Annotated in this window: 21 protein-coding genes; 14 read left to right on the forward strand and 7 right to left on the reverse strand. The window is 26.8% G+C overall.

What is annotated here, in order from left to right; translation table 11 throughout:
* Nucleotides 1-2 precede the first annotated feature (2 nt).
* From AELL_RS05520 to AELL_RS05550, 7 genes are read right to left on the reverse strand one after another with little or no spacing between them, the layout of a single operon-like run.
* Nucleotides 3-737, reverse strand: coding sequence for a sulfite exporter TauE/SafE family protein (locus AELL_RS05520; RefSeq protein WP_118916986.1), 735 nt, complete (start codon nt 735-737; stop codon nt 3-5).
* 2 nt (nt 738-739) lie between these two features.
* Complete coding sequence (gene cysE / locus AELL_RS05525; RefSeq protein ID WP_118918621.1) at nt 740-1,489, reverse strand: serine O-acetyltransferase; 750 nt, start codon at nt 1,487-1,489, stop codon at nt 740-742.
* A complete protein-coding gene (gene speA / locus AELL_RS05530) occupies nt 1,479-3,290 on the reverse strand; it encodes a biosynthetic arginine decarboxylase (RefSeq protein ID WP_118916987.1) in 1,812 nt (603 codons plus the stop codon). Before speA ends, cysE begins: the two co-directional genes overlap by 11 nt.
* A gap of 2 nt (nt 3,291-3,292) precedes the next feature.
* Complete coding sequence (hisS, locus tag AELL_RS05535; protein WP_118916988.1) at nt 3,293-4,534, reverse strand: histidine--tRNA ligase; 1,242 nt, start codon at nt 4,532-4,534, stop codon at nt 3,293-3,295.
* Nucleotides 4,524-5,093, reverse strand: a complete 570-nt coding sequence (gene tmk, locus AELL_RS05540) for a dTMP kinase (RefSeq protein WP_118916989.1) — start codon at nt 5,091-5,093, stop codon at nt 4,524-4,526. The genes hisS and tmk overlap by 11 nt, the downstream gene beginning before the upstream one ends.
* Nucleotides 5,078-5,578, reverse strand: a complete 501-nt coding sequence (coaD, locus tag AELL_RS05545) for a pantetheine-phosphate adenylyltransferase (RefSeq protein WP_118916990.1) — start codon at nt 5,576-5,578, stop codon at nt 5,078-5,080. The genes tmk and coaD overlap by 16 nt, the downstream gene beginning before the upstream one ends.
* Nucleotides 5,579-5,581: 3 nt before the next feature.
* Nucleotides 5,582-6,136 carry a UbiX family flavin prenyltransferase gene (locus AELL_RS05550; protein ID WP_118916991.1) on the reverse strand — a complete coding sequence of 185 codons (555 nt, stop codon included), beginning with the start codon at nt 6,134-6,136 and terminating at the stop codon, nt 5,582-5,584.
* A 211-nt stretch (nt 6,137-6,347) separates the two neighbouring features.
* On the opposite strand from AELL_RS05550, the gene AELL_RS05555 reads away from it, so the two are divergent.
* From AELL_RS05555 to AELL_RS05620, 14 genes are all read left to right on the forward strand, one after another.
* The gene (locus AELL_RS05555) at nt 6,348-6,980 is read left to right on the forward strand and encodes a recombinase family protein (RefSeq protein WP_118916992.1); all 633 of its coding nucleotides are present in this window, start codon (nt 6,348-6,350) and stop codon (nt 6,978-6,980) included.
* Between the two features lie 70 nt (nt 6,981-7,050).
* Nucleotides 7,051-7,497: a 50S ribosomal protein L9 gene (gene rplI, locus AELL_RS05560; RefSeq protein WP_118916993.1), complete on the forward strand. Its 447-nt coding sequence runs from the start codon at nt 7,051-7,053 to the stop codon at nt 7,495-7,497.
* Between the two features lie 3 nt (nt 7,498-7,500).
* On the forward strand, nt 7,501-8,037 hold the full coding sequence (gene hslV / locus AELL_RS05565; protein ID WP_118916994.1) for an ATP-dependent protease subunit HslV: 537 nt from the start codon (nt 7,501-7,503) through the stop codon (nt 8,035-8,037).
* Nucleotides 8,038-8,043: 6 nt separating this feature from the next.
* Complete coding sequence (hslU, locus tag AELL_RS05570) at nt 8,044-9,372, forward strand: ATP-dependent protease ATPase subunit HslU (protein WP_118916995.1); 1,329 nt, start codon at nt 8,044-8,046, stop codon at nt 9,370-9,372.
* Between the two features lie 50 nt (nt 9,373-9,422).
* The gene (locus tag AELL_RS05575) at nt 9,423-9,728 is read left to right on the forward strand and encodes a hypothetical protein (protein WP_118916996.1); all 306 of its coding nucleotides are present in this window, start codon (nt 9,423-9,425) and stop codon (nt 9,726-9,728) included.
* 13 nt (nt 9,729-9,741) lie between these two features.
* Complete coding sequence (locus AELL_RS05580; protein ID WP_118916997.1) at nt 9,742-10,530, forward strand: TatD family hydrolase; 789 nt, start codon at nt 9,742-9,744, stop codon at nt 10,528-10,530.
* 35 nt (nt 10,531-10,565) lie between these two features.
* Entirely contained in the window at nt 10,566-11,837 is a 1,272-nt protein-coding gene (locus AELL_RS05585; protein ID WP_118916998.1) for a lytic transglycosylase domain-containing protein, read from the forward strand.
* A complete protein-coding gene (locus AELL_RS05590) occupies nt 11,821-12,807 on the forward strand; it encodes a septal ring lytic transglycosylase RlpA family protein (protein WP_118916999.1) in 987 nt (328 codons plus the stop codon). Before AELL_RS05585 ends, AELL_RS05590 begins: the two co-directional genes overlap by 17 nt.
* A 9-nt stretch (nt 12,808-12,816) precedes the next feature.
* Nucleotides 12,817-13,389, forward strand: coding sequence for an imidazoleglycerol-phosphate dehydratase HisB (gene hisB, locus AELL_RS05595; protein ID WP_118917000.1), 573 nt, complete (start codon nt 12,817-12,819; stop codon nt 13,387-13,389).
* A complete protein-coding gene (locus tag AELL_RS05600; protein ID WP_118917001.1) occupies nt 13,386-13,883 on the forward strand; it encodes a KdsC family phosphatase in 498 nt (165 codons plus the stop codon). The genes hisB and AELL_RS05600 overlap by 4 nt, the downstream gene beginning before the upstream one ends.
* Complete coding sequence (lptC, locus tag AELL_RS05605) at nt 13,874-14,419, forward strand: LPS export ABC transporter periplasmic protein LptC (protein WP_118917002.1); 546 nt, start codon at nt 13,874-13,876, stop codon at nt 14,417-14,419. Before AELL_RS05600 ends, lptC begins: the two co-directional genes overlap by 10 nt.
* A complete protein-coding gene (lptA, locus tag AELL_RS05610) occupies nt 14,416-14,910 on the forward strand; it encodes a lipopolysaccharide transport periplasmic protein LptA (protein ID WP_118917003.1) in 495 nt (164 codons plus the stop codon). Before lptC ends, lptA begins: the two co-directional genes overlap by 4 nt.
* Nucleotides 14,907-15,509: a ribosome biogenesis GTP-binding protein YihA/YsxC gene (yihA, locus tag AELL_RS05615; RefSeq protein ID WP_118917004.1), complete on the forward strand. Its 603-nt coding sequence runs from the start codon at nt 14,907-14,909 to the stop codon at nt 15,507-15,509. Before lptA ends, yihA begins: the two co-directional genes overlap by 4 nt.
* A complete protein-coding gene (locus AELL_RS05620; RefSeq protein ID WP_118917005.1) occupies nt 15,499-15,960 on the forward strand; it encodes an N-acetyltransferase in 462 nt (153 codons plus the stop codon). Before yihA ends, AELL_RS05620 begins: the two co-directional genes overlap by 11 nt.
* Nucleotides 15,961-15,973: the final 13 nt, after the last annotated feature.

Consider the following 15,973-nt stretch of genomic DNA (forward strand, 5'->3'; position numbering starts at 1 on the left):
GACTAAAAAGTCTTATAAATCATAATTATTAAAACAAAAATATTTAAAAGTAGTACATATTTTTTGTAAGAAGTAGCTTTTGTCATATCTTTAACTTTTATTCCAAAATATACTCCAATTAGTGAACCAATACCAATAATTGCACCTTCAAAAAATAACATCTCTCCATTTAATGAAGTAGAAATAAATCCTGCAACTGAAGAAAAAATTACAAAAAATAAGCCAAGAGCAGTTGCTGCTTTTAAATCATATTTTAAAAAACCAACTAAAATAGGTGTTAATAAAATAGAACCACCAACTCCAATACTCATAGCAAGAATACCTATACCTGCACCAATTAATAATAATACAAATTTATTAGCTTCTTGTTTTTGGTTTATTTGAGTAGCTGGTGAATAAAAAATTCTAATAATCGAAAATATTAAAATCGCAATAAAAAGGTATTGAAGTGATTCATTTGATAAATTAGGAACAATATATCCACTTATCATTCCTCCAATTGAACCACCAATTCCTAAAATAGCCCCATCTTTTATAACATATGCAGCTTTTTTTATATTTAAAAAAGAGCCATAAATAGAAGAGAAAACCATTTGCATAATTGAAATAGCAACAGCTTCTTTCATAACAAAACCAACCATTAAAAGCATTGGAACTAATATTGTTCCACCACCAATTCCAAAAAAACCAGAAGAAAATCCAGTAATAACACCAAAAGCAAATAATTCTAAAGTCAAAATTAGTTCTTTTTAATTGAATTCATAGCTTCAATAAAATTGTTATAATCTGATTCTAATTTTTCATCTTTTTCACTAACATCAATTCCATCTTCTTCTTTTAAAGCAACTTCAAGAACATGGATTCTTTCAAGTAGATATTTGAACATCTCTTTATTGATATCAGGTAAATCTCCATGGGCTAATTTACAATTTTTATTATCTCTTTTTATAATTTTTGCAGGAACTCCAACAGCAGTTGAATTTTCAGGAACATCACAAACTACAACTGAATTTGCTCCAATTTTTGAGTTTTGACCAATAGTAATATTTCCTAAAACTTTTGCTCCACTTCCAATTACAACATTTGATTTAATAGTTGGATGACGTTTACCTTTATTTAAACTAACTCCACCAAGAGTTACTCCTTGATAAATTAAAACATCATCTTCAACAATAGCAGTTGCTCCAATAACAACTCCAATTGCATGGTCTATAAATACTCTTCTTCCAATAGTTGCAGCTGGATGAATATCTGTTTTTGTAAAAATTGAACCAATTCCTACAAGAGCTCTTGCTAATCTTTTCCAACCACTATTATATAATCTATTTGCAATTCTATGATTTACAATAGCCCAAACACCAGGATAATTAAAAAATAATTCTACATTTGAATCTAGTGCAGGGTCATTTAATTTTGGAACAGAAAAATCCTCTTTTATCTGTTGCCATAAAGAGATAATTTCTTTATTATTTGTTTCATCATTCGTCATAATAACTCCATATAGTTTTAAGATAACTATTTTCATTTAGATATTTTTCTAATACTTGATAAATATCTTTTGATAAGTTTTTACTTAAAATTTTTCTTATTTCATCTGTATCATAATCTATATCTTCTAATATATCTATGATTTTTTGAGACTCAAGTACTTTTTCTAAAATTACTTCATCATCTTTAAATACAACATTTACTTCTGTTGGATGAGAGAAAAGGTTATGTTTCATTCCTAAAGTGTCTTGATAAGCTCCAACATTAAAGAATCCAATAAAATAATCTTCTTTATTTAGATTTACATCATGCAAATATAAAGGTTTTTTGATATCAAATGGTAATTCACCATCACTATCACAAGTAATATCCCATAAAGAAGCACTTCTTGTAGGATTTCTATCAAGATGAGTTATTGGCATTATTGGAAACTCTTGGTCAATTCCCCAATAATCAGGAAGTGATTGGAATAAAGAGAAGTTTAATAGATATTTTTCTTGAATATTTTCATCAAGTTTTTTTAACTCTTCATAATCATCAATTTGAAGTAATGAAATTGCTTTTTTGATAATCTGATGTGTTAAAATCTCAGCATTTGATCTATCTTGTAAATCAATATAACCTAAATCAAATAGAGTTAAAAGAGATTCCATATGGTCAATACTATCATGCATGAACTCATAAGCTGTTTTTTTAGTCATATCTCTAAATAAATCAAATAACTCTTGAATTAAAGGTGGATTTTTCTCTTTTAATTTTAAATGGTCAAGTTCATATTCAGCAGAGAATAACTCAAGAACAGGAGTAATTAAAACAGTTGAAGCAGCACTAATAAATCTTCCTGATTCAGTGAAAATATTTGGTTCATCAACACCTTTTTGTTTTGCAATCTCTTTTAATGTAAACACAACATCATTTGCAAACTCTGAAAGTGAGTAGAATCTTGTTCTTTCATAAGCACTATATTCAACAGCTAATCCTCCACCAATATTAATTGATGTTAAATTCATTGCTCCAAGATTTTTTAACTCTGCATAAATATGTCCAGATTCTCTTAAAGCTTTTTTTAGAGGTTTGATTGAATTCATAGCTGAACCAATATGGAAGTGAATCATTGTTAAATATTTTACTAAATCATGTTCTTCCATTAATTCATAAGCTTCTAAAATTTCAGTAGATGTTAGACCAAACTTAGAGTTAATTCCTCCACTTTTTGCCCATAATCCACTTCCACCACTATGAAGTCTTACTCTTAATCCAATATTTGGTGATTCTAATTTTGTCTCTTTTGCAACTTCAATAATCATTTCAAGTTCATTTAAACCTTCAATAATAATCGTAATATTATGTCCCATGCTTTTTGCAATGAAACATAAATGAATCATCTCTTTATCTTTAAATCCATTAATTGTAATAGGACTTCCCATATTATTATATGTCATAGCAATAATAAGTTCAGCTTTACTTCCAGCTTCTAATCCATAATTATATTTTTTTCCTGCACTTACTAAGGGATGAATAAAGTTTGGTAATTGATTAACTTTTAAAGGAAAAACTGCATTGAATTTTCCTTTATAGTCGTACTCTTTAATACTCGCATTAAATGTATTAAATAGTGTTTTAATTTGTTTTTTTGTGATATGAGGAAATCTTAATAGTAAAGGTCCTTTAAAATCTTGTTTTCTTATATCTTTTACAATAGAGATTAATGAAGGTTTACAATCAAAATTAACTTTTGCTACACCATTTTCAATAATAAAATTACCATCACTCCAAATATCTATACCATAATTGTTTTTCACTGTTAAAATTCCTCTAATTTTAAATTTGATTCTTCTTTTGTTTTTAAGTTTTTTATATAAATTGTTCCATTTTTTAGCTCATTTTCACCAATTAAAGCAACAATATTTGCTCCTAATTTTTCAGCTATTCCAAAATGTTTTCCAAAACTTCGTGGCGCGTATTCTACTAAAGTTTTTGTTGTTTTTCTCTTTTGATTTGCAACTTTTAGCACAGTATTTAAAGAATTTTCATCTAGCGCACCAATGTATATCACATCTTGGTTACATTCTGGCATTTTTACAAGTTCTAATAATCTTTCAATTCCTATAGCAAATCCAATTCCAGCAGTTGATTTTCCACCTAAAAACTCAACTAATCTATCGTATCTTCCACCACCAGCTATTGCACTTTGAGCTCCGATTTCATTACTTACAAATTCAAATGCAGTTTTGTTATAATAATCTAATCCTCTAACTAGATTTGAATCAACTTCATAAGAGATATTGTTAAAATCTAAAATCTCTTTTAATTTTTCAAAATCACTGTCACAAGAGTTACATAAGCTAGTTGTAATTTTTGGAGCATTGTGTAATAATAATTGGCATTTTTCATTTTTACAATCTAAAACTCTAATTGGATTAGTTAAAATCCTTCTATTACAGTCTTCACAAAGTTCATCTTTAAAAGTTGTTAAATGTTTAACTAGATTTTCTTTATACGGAGGCATACACTCTTTACAACCAAGAGAATTAAGTTTTAAAGTAAATCCAATTCCGAAAAATTCAAGGATTTCTTTTATCATAATAATAATATTTGCATCTTCATAAACTGAATCTATACCAAATACTTCACAACCAAATTGGTGAAATTCTCTAAGTCTTCCTTTTTGAGGTCTTTCATATCTAAACATTGGACCATAATAATACCATTTATAGTTTCCACCTGCACGGTCAAGTTTTTTCTCAACAAAGTGTCTTACAACTCCTGCTGTTCCTTCTGGTCTTAAACAAACGTCATTTTCACCTTTATCGATGAATTGATACATCTCTTTATTTACAATATCAGAGCTTTCTCCAACACTTCTTTTAAATAAAGCTGTTTCCTCTAAAAGGGGAGTTTCGATATACGAAAATCCATAATTTTTTGCAATTCTTGAAGCATTTTCTACAAAATATGTAAATAAAGAACTCTCTTCATTTACTATATCTTTCATACCTCTTAGACTTTGAATAGTTTTTATATTTTTTGTTTCATTAGTTGGCATTTATAAAATCCTCTATCTTTTTCTCTATTTCTTCAATTTTTAAACTTGCATCTATAAAAATATGATTTATATTTAGTTTTTTTATTGTTTCTTTCATTCTATTTTGAATGTTTATCAAATAATCAATTCCTCTTAATTCTATTGAATCATTATCTTTTAAAGATAATCTATATTTTAGTTCTTTTGGAGTTAATTCAAGTAAAATAACATGAGTAGGTAGTGTATTATCTGTTGCTATTAAATTTAATTCTACTAATTTATCAATATCAAGTTGATTTGCATAAGCAATTCCTGAAATCATTGATCTATCAGAAATTACTATTTTATTTTCATTATTTTTTATAACTTCTTCAATATGCTCTGCACGATCTGCTAAAAATAAAAACATCTCTGCAATTTTTGATTTTGCTTCACCACCAAGTGCCATTTCTCTTAGTTTTATTCCAATTGGAGTTCCACCTGGTTCTTTTGTAAATGTTGCTTTTGGAAATTTCTTTTTTAATAATTCAAGTTGTGTAGATTTTCCAGCTGTATCAATACCTTCTATAACGACATACATTCTACAACTCTTGGTGGAACTAAATGTTCAAATTTTCCATTAAATCTTATAATTTCTCTTACAATTGTTGAACTAACAAAAGCATTTTCTAAAGTTGGCATAAGATATAAAGTTTCAATTTTTTTATTTATTGATGAATTTGCATAACCCATTTGTAATTCAAATTCAAAATCTGAAACAGCTCTTAATCCTCTAATAATAGTATTTACTTTTAAATCTATCGCTAAATCTACAAGTAAAGTATCAAAACCTAAAACACTAACACCTTGAATATTTTCAGTTGCAGCTTTTACAAATTGAACTCTTTGTTCATGGGAAAACATAGGTTTTTTTAGCTCACTTTTTGCAACAGCAATAATCACTTCATCAAAGATATTTGCTGCCCTTTTTATGATGTCTAAATGCCCATTTGTAATAGGATCGAAAGTACCACTGTATATGGCTTTTTTATATGAATTCATAGTAGTATTAACCTCTTTTGACATTTCTTATTTCCATCTTTTATATAAATTATTTTCAATTTTTAATAAATCAAACCATTTTCCAATTAAAAATTTTTCCATATCTTCTAAACTTTGTTGACTACTATAGTAACCCAAAATTGGAGGTGCAATAGTAACTCCTAGTTTAGAAAGTGTTAACATATTTTTTAATGCAATAGTGCTTAATGGCATCTCTCTTGGTGCAATGACAATATCTCTTTTTTCTTTTAACATAACTGTAAAAGCTCTTGTAATTAGTGAATCAGAAATTCCTACAGCACATTTTGCTAATGTATTCATAGAACAAGGAAGAATGATCATTTTATCAACTCTGAATGAGCCTGATGCAATACTTGCACCAATATTTGAATCTTTAAAGACTGTAATATTTTCATTCTCTTTAAATAATTCATTTATTGAGATATTATTTTCAAGTTTTAAAGCTCTTTTTGCACTTTTTGAGAATACAACAAACACCTCAATCTCTTTGGGTAAATATTTGATGAAATTTAAACCAAGATTAGTACCACTAGCCCCAGAAATAGCTACAGTTATTCTCAAGAAAAACCTTTAATTTTAATATATGAGGATTGATAATAGCAAAAAAAAACTTTTAATTCAATCGTACTTTTAATAGTTGATTTTTATAGTTATTTATAAGTTGAAATTAATCTTACAAGTGATAACATTTTGTATAAATATAATATATAAAAATTAAACAGATTGTTTAATATAAAATATTTTTAATTTACTTTATGTAAAAGGATTTTTTATGTCAAAAATTTTTACTTATGTAAGAAAAAATGAAAATAATGAAAAATATACTCAAGAACAAATTGAGTTGATAGAAAAATATGTAACTAAACAAAATCTACAAGTTTTTAAGAATATTGAAATAACTATCAGTACTCCAAGTGAAGAAAAAAATATTTTAGAACTTCTTAAAAATTGTGAAAAAAATTCAACAATAATTGTTTCAAATCTAAATGTTTTTGGAAGAACAATTGAAACAATATTAGAAATTGTAAAATTTTTATTAACAAATAAAATCAGAATTATTATAGTTGAACAGAATCTTGATTTATTAGATGATAAAGATATGTTAACTCAAATGATTTTAGGAGTTATTTCAATGACAGTAAGTTTAGAAAAAGAGTTGATGAGTTTAAGAACCAAAGAAGCATTAACTGCAAAAAAACTTGATGGAATGGCTTTAGGAAAACCAAAAGGAACAATCCAAAAATCTAAATTTGATTTACAAAGAGATAAAATTGAAGAGCTTTTAAGTGTTGGATTAAGTGTACGTAAAATTTCAAAATTATTAGGTTATAACAATCATATAGGATTGAATAATTATGTTAAAAAAAGAAAAATAAAAACAAATTTAAAAGCTAAAGAGCTGTAAAAATTGTTCTTTAGAAGCATTTAAAAAAAATATAGTAAAATAAAATTAATTAAAATAGAATGGAGTTATTGTGAAAGTATTATTAACAAAAGATGTAAAAAGTTTAGGAAAAGCTGGAGAGATTAAAGAAGTAGCTGATGGATATGGAAAAAATTTTTTAATTGGAAAAGGCTTAGCTTTACATGCAACTACAGAAGTACTAAATAGATGGAAATCAGAACAAAAAAAATTAGCTTTAAAAGAAGAACAAGAAATAGCAAACGCAAAAGAGTTAGCTGAAAAATTAAATGCAACTAAATTAACTATTAAACATAAACTTGGAGCAAATGGAAATTTAATTGGTTCAGTTACAAACAAAGAAGTTAGTGAAGAGTTAGAAAAACAATTTTCTATCATATTAGATAAAAAAAATATCTCTTTAGATAAAAAAATTAAAACTATTGGAATTTATGAAATAGATTGTAAATTAGGACACGCAATTCATGCAACTTTAAAAGTTGACATAATTGGAGAATAATTAATGTTTGATGCTACAACGATACTTGCATACAAAGGTAAAAATAAAGCAGTAATTGGTGGAGATGGTCAAGTTACTTTTGGAAATACAGTTTTAAAAGGTAATGCCACAAAAATTAGAACTTTATATAAAGACCAAATTCTTGCAGGATTTGCAGGAAGTACAGCTGATGCTTTTAATCTTTTTGATATGTTTGAAGGACATTTAGAAGCTTGCAAAGGAGATTTACTAAAATCTGTAATTGCTTTTTCAAAAGAGTGGAGAAAAGACAAAGTTCTTAGACGTCTTGAAGCTATGATGATAGTTTTAAATAAAGAAAAAATATTTATCTTAAGTGGAAATGGTGATGTTGTTGAACCAGAAGATGGTAGCATAGCTTCAATTGGAAGTGGTGGAAATTTTGCAATTAGTGCAGCTCGTGCTTTAGCAAAACATTCTACTTTAGATGAAGAAGAACTTGTAAGAGAGTCTTTAATGATTGCTGGTGAACTTTGTATTTATACAAATCAAAATATAAAAATATTGAAATTAGAGGATTAATAAAATATGGATATGACACCAAAGCAGATAGTTGCTTATTTAGATGATTATATCATTGGGCAAAAAAATGCAAAAAAAACAATAGCATTGGCTCTTAGAAATAGATATAGAAGAATGATGGTTGAACCAAAACTTCAAGAAGAGATAATGCCTAAAAATATTTTAATGATTGGAAGTACTGGAGTTGGTAAAACTGAAATAGCAAGAAGACTTGCAAAAATGATGGGATTACCTTTTGTTAAAGTGGAAGCTAGTAAATATACTGAAGTTGGGTTTGTAGGTCGAGATGTTGAATCTATGATTAGAGATTTAGTATATGAAGGAATCAATTTAGTTACAAGAGAATTTGAAGAAAAAATCAAAGATAAAATTGATGAGGAAGTAAATAGAAAAATAATTGAAAAATTAGTTCCTCCACTTCCTGAAACTGCAAGTGAAAGTGCAAAAGAGTCATTTATTAAAACTTATAACACAATGGAAAAGAAACTTCTTGATGGTTCTTTAGATGATAAAAAAATTGAAATTGAAATTCCTAAAAAAGCACATATTGAAATTTTAGATTCATCAATGCCTTTTGATATGAGTTCTATGCAAGAAAGCCTTAATAAAATGCTTGGTGGATTAAATAAAGATACAGTTAAAAAAGAAGTTTTAATTAAAGATGCAAAAGTTTTATTAAGAAGCGTAGCAAGTGAAAGTTTACTTGATACAGAAGCTATAAAAGTTGAAGCTTTAAAAAGATGTGAAAATGGTGGAATTATTTTCTTAGATGAAATAGATAAAATTGCTTCAGGTAAAAAAAATAATGGTCAAGATCCATCAAAAGAGGGAGTTCAAAGAGATTTACTTCCAATAGTTGAAGGAAGTAGCGTTCAAACAAAATTTGGACAAATAAAAACAGACCATATTTTATTTATTGCTGCTGGGGCTTTTCATGTTTCAAAACCAAGTGATTTAATTCCTGAACTTCAAGGAAGATTTCCTTTAAGAGTGGAATTAGAATCTTTAGATGAAGATGCTTTATATAAAATATTAACAAATACTAAAAATTCACTTCTAAGACAGTATCAAGCTCTTTTAGAAGTTGAAGGTGTAGAGTTAGAATTTGATGATGAAGCAATAAGAGCATTTGCTAAATATTCAGTTACAGCAAATGAAAAAACTGAAGATATAGGTGCTAGAAGATTACATACAGTTATTGAAAAAGTTATTGAAGATATCTCTTTTGAAGCTGATGAAAAAAAAGGTACAAAAGTAATTGTTACTAAAGAGTTAGTTTCAAATAAATTAGATGATATAGTTGATAATGTTGATACAGCAAGGTATATCTTATAATTTAATAATCTTTTAGATAGAATAATTAATTAAAATACGAAGGTGGTAATATGAAAATTGTGACATTCTGTGAAGTTGATGAATCTTTGTTTAATCCTGAATTTACTGTTGAGTATTTTCATACAGGTACAAGTGGTGAAGCTGATATTGTAATTTTAAATATAGACTCAATATTTGAATTTGAAGAGAATAAGTCAAAAATTTGTAAAGAAAAATTTGTATCAATTGCTGTTATTGAAGATGAGAGTGATTATGATGCATTTAAAAATTTTGGAATTGATGCTTGGATTAAATCAAGTGATATTTCACAAATAAATAATATTATTAACTTAGTAAATAAAAGATTTTTATCGTAATTAAGGATTAAAAATAATTATAGATACTCATTGTCATTTAGACAACAAACAATATTATGAAGATATAGATAGTGTAATTTTAAATGCATTAAACCACGGTGTAAAGGGATTTTTAATCCCTGGAGCTGATTTTAATGACTTACCAAAAGCAGTTGAATTAGCTGAAAAATATGATGAAGTTTTTTTTGCTGTTGGAATTCATCCTTATGATATAGATATGTACAATGAAGAGATGATGGAAAAATATGTAACTCATCCAAAATGTATCGCTATTGGTGAATGTGGATTAGATTATTTTAGACTGCCTGAAGACGAAGAAAAAAAACTTGCAAACATAAAAAAACAAAAAGAGGTTTTTATAGCTCAAATAGAGTTTGCAAAAAAAGTAAAAAAACCTTTAATTATTCATATTCGTGATGCTTCAAATGATTCAAGACAAATTTTGATGGATTATAATGCAAAAGAAGTAGGTGGTGTTTTACACTGTTTTAATGCAAGTGAACATTTATTACCTTTAGCTGAACATAACTTTTATTTTGGAATAGGTGGAGTTCTTACTTTTAAAAATGCAAAAAAATTAGTAGAAATTTTGCCTAAAATTCCAAAAGATAAATTATTGATTGAAACTGATGCTCCATATCTTACTCCACATCCTCACAGAGGTGAAAGAAATGAGCCTTTTTATACAGTTTTTGTATCAAAAAAGATCTCTGAATTATTAGAAATTAGTGATGAAGAGATTCAAAATTTAACTACAAATAATGCTAAAAAATTATTTAAAGAGTTTTCTAGTCTTTCTTAGATATAATCTAGCTTATATTAAGAAAAGAGGACTTTTTGAATAAAATTTTTTTTATAATACTTATTTTAATAAATAATCTCTTAGCAAATTTTACAGAAGAAACAGATTTAAAAGTTTTAAAAGATTTAGATATAGAAACTTCTTTTATAAATGAACCATCTTTTCAATCAATATTAAAAGAGTATTCATCAAACCAAAATATAACTTATTACAATAATATCTTAAAAAAATCATCTTTAAATGCTCAAATTGTACGTGAAGAGATTGAAAATGAAAACTTACCTCAATCAGTTTTTTTTATACCAATGCTTGAATCAAGTTTTTCAAATCAAATCAATGGTAAAAAAAATCCTGCTGGAATTTGGCAAATAATGCCACAAACAGCAACTAATCTTAAACTAAGAAATGATGAGTTTATTGATGAAAGATTAGATTTAGTAAAATCAACAACTGCTGCAAGTAGTTATTTAAAAAGATATTATAAAAAATTAGATAAATGGTATTTAGCACTTTTGGCATATAACTGTGGAGAAGGAAGAGTTATCTATGGAATGGCAAAAGCATCTTTAGATAAATATTTAGAAGAAAATCCAAGCAAATCGGAAGATTCAACAATAAGAATCTATAAAAATTATCTAGCAGAATATAAAAAAAATAAAAGTGGTTTAAGTGATTTATATGAAATATATAATCAATTAGGAAAAAGAAATGGTAATTTGGGTTTCTCTTATATAGTTAAAAATAATAAAGCTAACGATTATATTCCTGATTCTAGTTTAGTATATATTCAAAAAATAATTGCATTTTCAATGATAGCAAATAGAGATTTATTTAAAAGTATAGATAAAAAAAGTAAATATCAATTAGAAAAAGTAAAAGCTCATAAAGGTTTACAATTAAAATCATTGGCAAATATCATTGGAATGAATTATAATGAATTTAGAAGTATTAATAAACATATAAAAAAAGAGGCTTTGCCAACTGATTCAAAACTTTATAATATTTATATACCACATGATAAAGTAGAAATTTATAATCAAAAAATAATGATGGTTAAAGCACCAGTTGTAAATGAAGTAAAAAAAGAAGTTAAAACAAATGTAACTACAAAAGAGAAGCAAAAAAAAGAGCAACAAACAAAAAAAGTTACAACAAAAAAAGAACCAATAATTTATTCTGTTAAAAAAGGAGACTCTTTTTTATCAATAGCAAAAAAATATAATATTGATGCTAAAAAGTTAAAAGCTGACAATAATAAAAAGAGTAATTTGATAAAAGTAGGAGAGAAAATTGAAATTTATAAGTAGTGTGAAATATAGTTTGTTTTTTGGATTCTCAACTCTATTTTTGTTTACGGGTTGTTCGCAAAAAAATTATAGTGATGATTATATGAAATTTTATAAAGATACGAAAAATTCAAAAATAAATAATTCAAAAGAGATGCATAAATATACAATGAGACCATATAGTGTATTTGGTATAAAATATTATCCATTTATTGCAAATATTGGAGATAGATTTGAAGGGATTGCATCTTGGTATGGACCTGATTTTCATTCTAAAAAAACTTCAAATGGAGAAGTTTATAATATGTATGATATGACAGCAGCTCATAAAACTTTACCTATGAATACAGTTTTAAGAGTTGAAAACTTAGATAATGGAAAATCAATTATTGTAAGAGTAAATGATAGAGGACCTTTTGTTAAAGGAAGAATTATTGATTTATCAAATAAAGCAGCAAATGAAATTGATATGGTAAGAAAGGGAACTGCAAATGTAAGAATCACAGTTCTTGGATATAATGGTGAAATTGAAAATAAAAATGCACCTTATACAGAACTTGCCCAAAATGAAGTAAAACCTTCAAACCAAGTAGAAAAAATAGATGTACTTGAACCTTTAGATATAAAAGAGGATAAAATTACAACAACAAATGTTACAATTCCAACAGTAGGAACACCTGTTGTTGCAAAAACAACAGTAAAAACACCAATTGTAAATAAAGCACCTGTTGTAAACAATAAACCTAAAACCACTCCTCTTTCAACTGGAATTTACAGTCTTCAAGTTGGAGCATTTAGTAAAATAGAAGGTGCTCAAAAAACAGTAAGTGATTACCAAAGGAAGTTTAGTTCAAACAAAGTTGAGAGTGAAAAAGTATTTGTAAATGGGAAAACTTTATATAAAGTATTTATAAAAGGTTTCAAAAGTTATGATGAAGCTCAAAGATTTAAAAATTCTAATGGTTTAACTAATGCAATGGTTATTAAATAGGAAATTAAAATGGTAGAAATTAATAGAAAAACAAAAGAAACAGATATTAAATGTAAAATACAAATAGACGGTTGTGGTAAATCTAATATCAAAACAGGTGTTGGATTTTTTGATCATATGTTAGAAGCTTTATCAAAACATAGTGGAATTGATATTGAACTAAGCTGTGAAGGTGATTTACACATAGATGCTCACCACACTGTTGAAGATTGTGGAATAGTTTTAGGTCAAGCTTTAAAAAAAGCAATTTTTCCAATTACTGCCGTTGAAAGATATGGAAATGCAACAGTTGTTATGGATGAAGCAGCTACAACTTGTGCTTTAGATTTATCAAATAGACCATATTTAGTTTATGAAGTAAATGTAAGTGGAAAAGTAGGGGAGTTTGATGTTGAACTTGTTGAAGAATTTTTTCATGCACTTGTAGGAAATGCAGGAATTACAGCACATATTATACAAGATAGAGGAAGAAATAAACACCATATTTTAGAAGCTTCTTTTAAAGCTTTTGCTGTTGCATTACGACGAGCATTAGTAAAAAATGAAAAACTAGGAATTCCAAGTACAAAAGGTGTTTTATGATTGAATTAATTGTTTTAGATGTTGATGGAACTTTAACAGATGGTAAAATCTCTTATACTTCAACAGGTGAAGAGACAAAATCATTTGATGTTGCTGATGGTTTAGCAATAGCTGTTTGGACAAAAAACTTTGGTAAAAAGGCTGCAATAATCACAGGAAGAAACTCTTCTATTGTAGAAAAAAGAGCAAAAGAGTTAAATATAACTCATTTACATCAAGGTGTTAAAAATAAACAAGAAGTTTTAGAAAAAATCCTTGAAAAAGAGGGCTTAACTTGGAATCAAGTTGCTGCTATTGGTGATGACTTAAATGATTATAATATGCTAAAAAAAGTGGGACTTTCATTTACGCCTGCAAATGGAACACACTATTTAAAAGATTTTGTACATGTAGTTTGTAAAAATAGTGGTGGAAATGGAGCAGTAAGAGAAATGCTTGAATACATTTTTAAAGAAGATGGATTAGAAGAGGACTTTTTAAACGCATGGGTATAAAATCTTTTGTAATTGCTCTTTTATTTATAGCAACGGTTTCATATTTTATTCCAGTTAATAATTTAAAAAAGAATACAGCTGAAAAGGATTTACCTTTAGTTGTTTTTGAAAAACCAATAATGTATACATTAGATGATAAAAGTGTACATAGAATTATTATTGCAGACCAAGCAGTTAAATATGAAAAAAGAGATGAAATGTTTAATGCTAATATTACTTTAAAAAATCAAGACCCTACAAAAGATTTTAACAGTGAAAATTTAAAAGCTGATTTAATTGTAAAAAAAGGCGATGTTTATACTTTAACAAACAATGTAAAATATAAAAGAGATAATTTTATAAAAGTTGATACAAATGAGTTAATTTATGACGATATAAAGAAAATTGCAAAAAATAGTAAACCTTTTGAAAGTATATATAATACACATTTTTTTAAAGGTACAAATTTATATTTAGATATAAATAATGATTATATTACTGCAAAAAATGCACATTTTGAAATAGATGTTGATAAAAATTTAAAAGGAAAAAAATGAAATATTTAATTGGAACTCTATTATGTTCTACACTTTTATTTGCACAAACTGAAACTTTAGTAATTGATGCGCAAGATTTTCAAGCAGATGATAAAAAAGGAATCTCAATTTTTACAGGAAATGTAAAAATAAAAATGGGACAAGATAAATTAAATGCAAATAAAGTTGATGTATATTTTACTACAGATAAAGATAATAAAAAAGTACCATTAAAATATGAAGCTACAGGTAAAGCTGATTTTGAGATTGTTACTAAAGATAAACACTATATTGGTAATGGTGACAAAATAATTTATTCTCCTCAAAAACAAGAATATACAATTATTGGAAATGGATTTTTACAAGAAAAAAATGATGATAGAAAAGTTTACGGTGATACAATTTATGTAAATCAAATAAGTGGTGAAGCTAAAGTAAAAGGTAGTGAAAACAAACCAGTTAGATTTATAATAAATGTTGACCGTGGCGAAGATAAAGGAACAAATCAATGAAAATAGTTGATGCAAAGTTTTTGCAATCTGCACAAAGTGTAAATGATTCTCCAGCTCCAAATGTAGCAGAAGTTGCATTTTTAGGGCGTTCAAATGTGGGGAAATCTTCACTTTTAAATACATTAACAAATAGAAGTGGTTTAGCTAAATCTTCTTCTACACCAGGAAAAACACAGTTAATAAACTATTTTGAGATTAAATTTAAAACAGATAATGAAGAGATGCCTTATATTTATTCAAGATTTGTAGATTTACCAGGATTTGGTTATGCAAAAGTTGCAAAAAGTTTAAAAGCTCAATGGAATAGAAATTTAACTGAATATTTACAGTTAAGACCAAATTTACAGATTTTTGTACATTTAATAGATGCAAGACATCCAGAACTTGAGATTGATAAAAATGTTGATGAATTTTTAAATGAGATTAAAAGAGGTGACCAAATAATTGTTCATGCTTTTACAAAAACAGATAAATTAAAACAAAATGATTTAGCTCAATTAAAAAGAGTTTATCCAGAGGGTATTTTTATATCAAACCTTAAAAAAAGAGGTATAATGGACCTTCAAAATAAAATTACAGGATATTTATTTGGAAATTAGATTTTATAAACCAACTGTAGCTGATATACCTCTAATGCAAGCATTAGTAAAAGAAGAGGTTGAAAAAGGAAAAATTTTACTTAGAACTGAAGATGAAATGGCAACAACAATTCGTTCTTATACGGTTGTTGAAGTTGATGGAAAATTAGCAGGTTTTACAGCAACTCATATTCATTCTCCAAGACTAGCAGAAGTAAGAAGTTTAGTTGTTGGAAAAGAGTTTCGAGGTTTAAAACTTGGGAAAAAACTTGTAGAAGCCTGTATAAATGAAGCAAAAGAGTATGGAATAAAACAACTTTTATCTTTAACTTATGAAAAAGGTTTTTTTGAAAGTTGTGGTTTTAGAGAAATTTCAAAAGAAGAGATACCTGAGCATAAAATCTGGGCAGATTGTATTAGATGTAAACATTTCCCAATTTGTGATGAAATCGCGATGGTAATTGATTTATAAATTAGATAAAAAC

It is taken from the genome of Arcobacter ellisii (assembly GCF_003544915.1).
GTDB lineage: Bacteria > Campylobacterota > Campylobacteria > Campylobacterales > Arcobacteraceae > Aliarcobacter > Aliarcobacter ellisii.

Bases quoted from the DNA above. Each gene is read 5' to 3' on its own strand.
- cysE (WP_118918621.1), bottom strand. From the start codon at position 1,489: ATGACGAATGATGAAACAAATAATAAAGAAATTATCTCTTTATGGCAA.
- hisS (WP_118916988.1), bottom strand. From the start codon at position 4,534: ATGCCAACTAATGAAACAAAAAATATAAAAACTATTCAAAGTCTAAGA.
- tmk (WP_118916989.1), bottom strand. From the start codon at position 5,093: ATGTATGTCGTTATAGAAGGTATTGATACAGCTGGAAAATCTACACAA.
- coaD (WP_118916990.1), bottom strand. From the start codon at position 5,578: ATGTCAAAAGAGGTTAATACTACTATGAATTCATATAAAAAAGCCATA.
- AELL_RS05555 (WP_118916992.1), top strand. From the start codon at position 6,348: ATGTCAAAAATTTTTACTTATGTAAGAAAAAATGAAAATAATGAAAAA.
- hslV (WP_118916994.1), top strand. From the start codon at position 7,501: ATGTTTGATGCTACAACGATACTTGCATACAAAGGTAAAAATAAAGCA.
- hslU (WP_118916995.1), top strand. From the start codon at position 8,044: ATGGATATGACACCAAAGCAGATAGTTGCTTATTTAGATGATTATATC.
- AELL_RS05575 (WP_118916996.1), top strand. From the start codon at position 9,423: ATGAAAATTGTGACATTCTGTGAAGTTGATGAATCTTTGTTTAATCCT.
- hisB (WP_118917000.1), top strand. From the start codon at position 12,817: ATGGTAGAAATTAATAGAAAAACAAAAGAAACAGATATTAAATGTAAA.
- AELL_RS05600 (WP_118917001.1), top strand. From the start codon at position 13,386: ATGATTGAATTAATTGTTTTAGATGTTGATGGAACTTTAACAGATGGT.
- lptC (WP_118917002.1), top strand. From the start codon at position 13,874: ATGGGTATAAAATCTTTTGTAATTGCTCTTTTATTTATAGCAACGGTT.
- lptA (WP_118917003.1), top strand. From the start codon at position 14,416: ATGAAATATTTAATTGGAACTCTATTATGTTCTACACTTTTATTTGCA.
- yihA (WP_118917004.1), top strand. From the start codon at position 14,907: ATGAAAATAGTTGATGCAAAGTTTTTGCAATCTGCACAAAGTGTAAAT.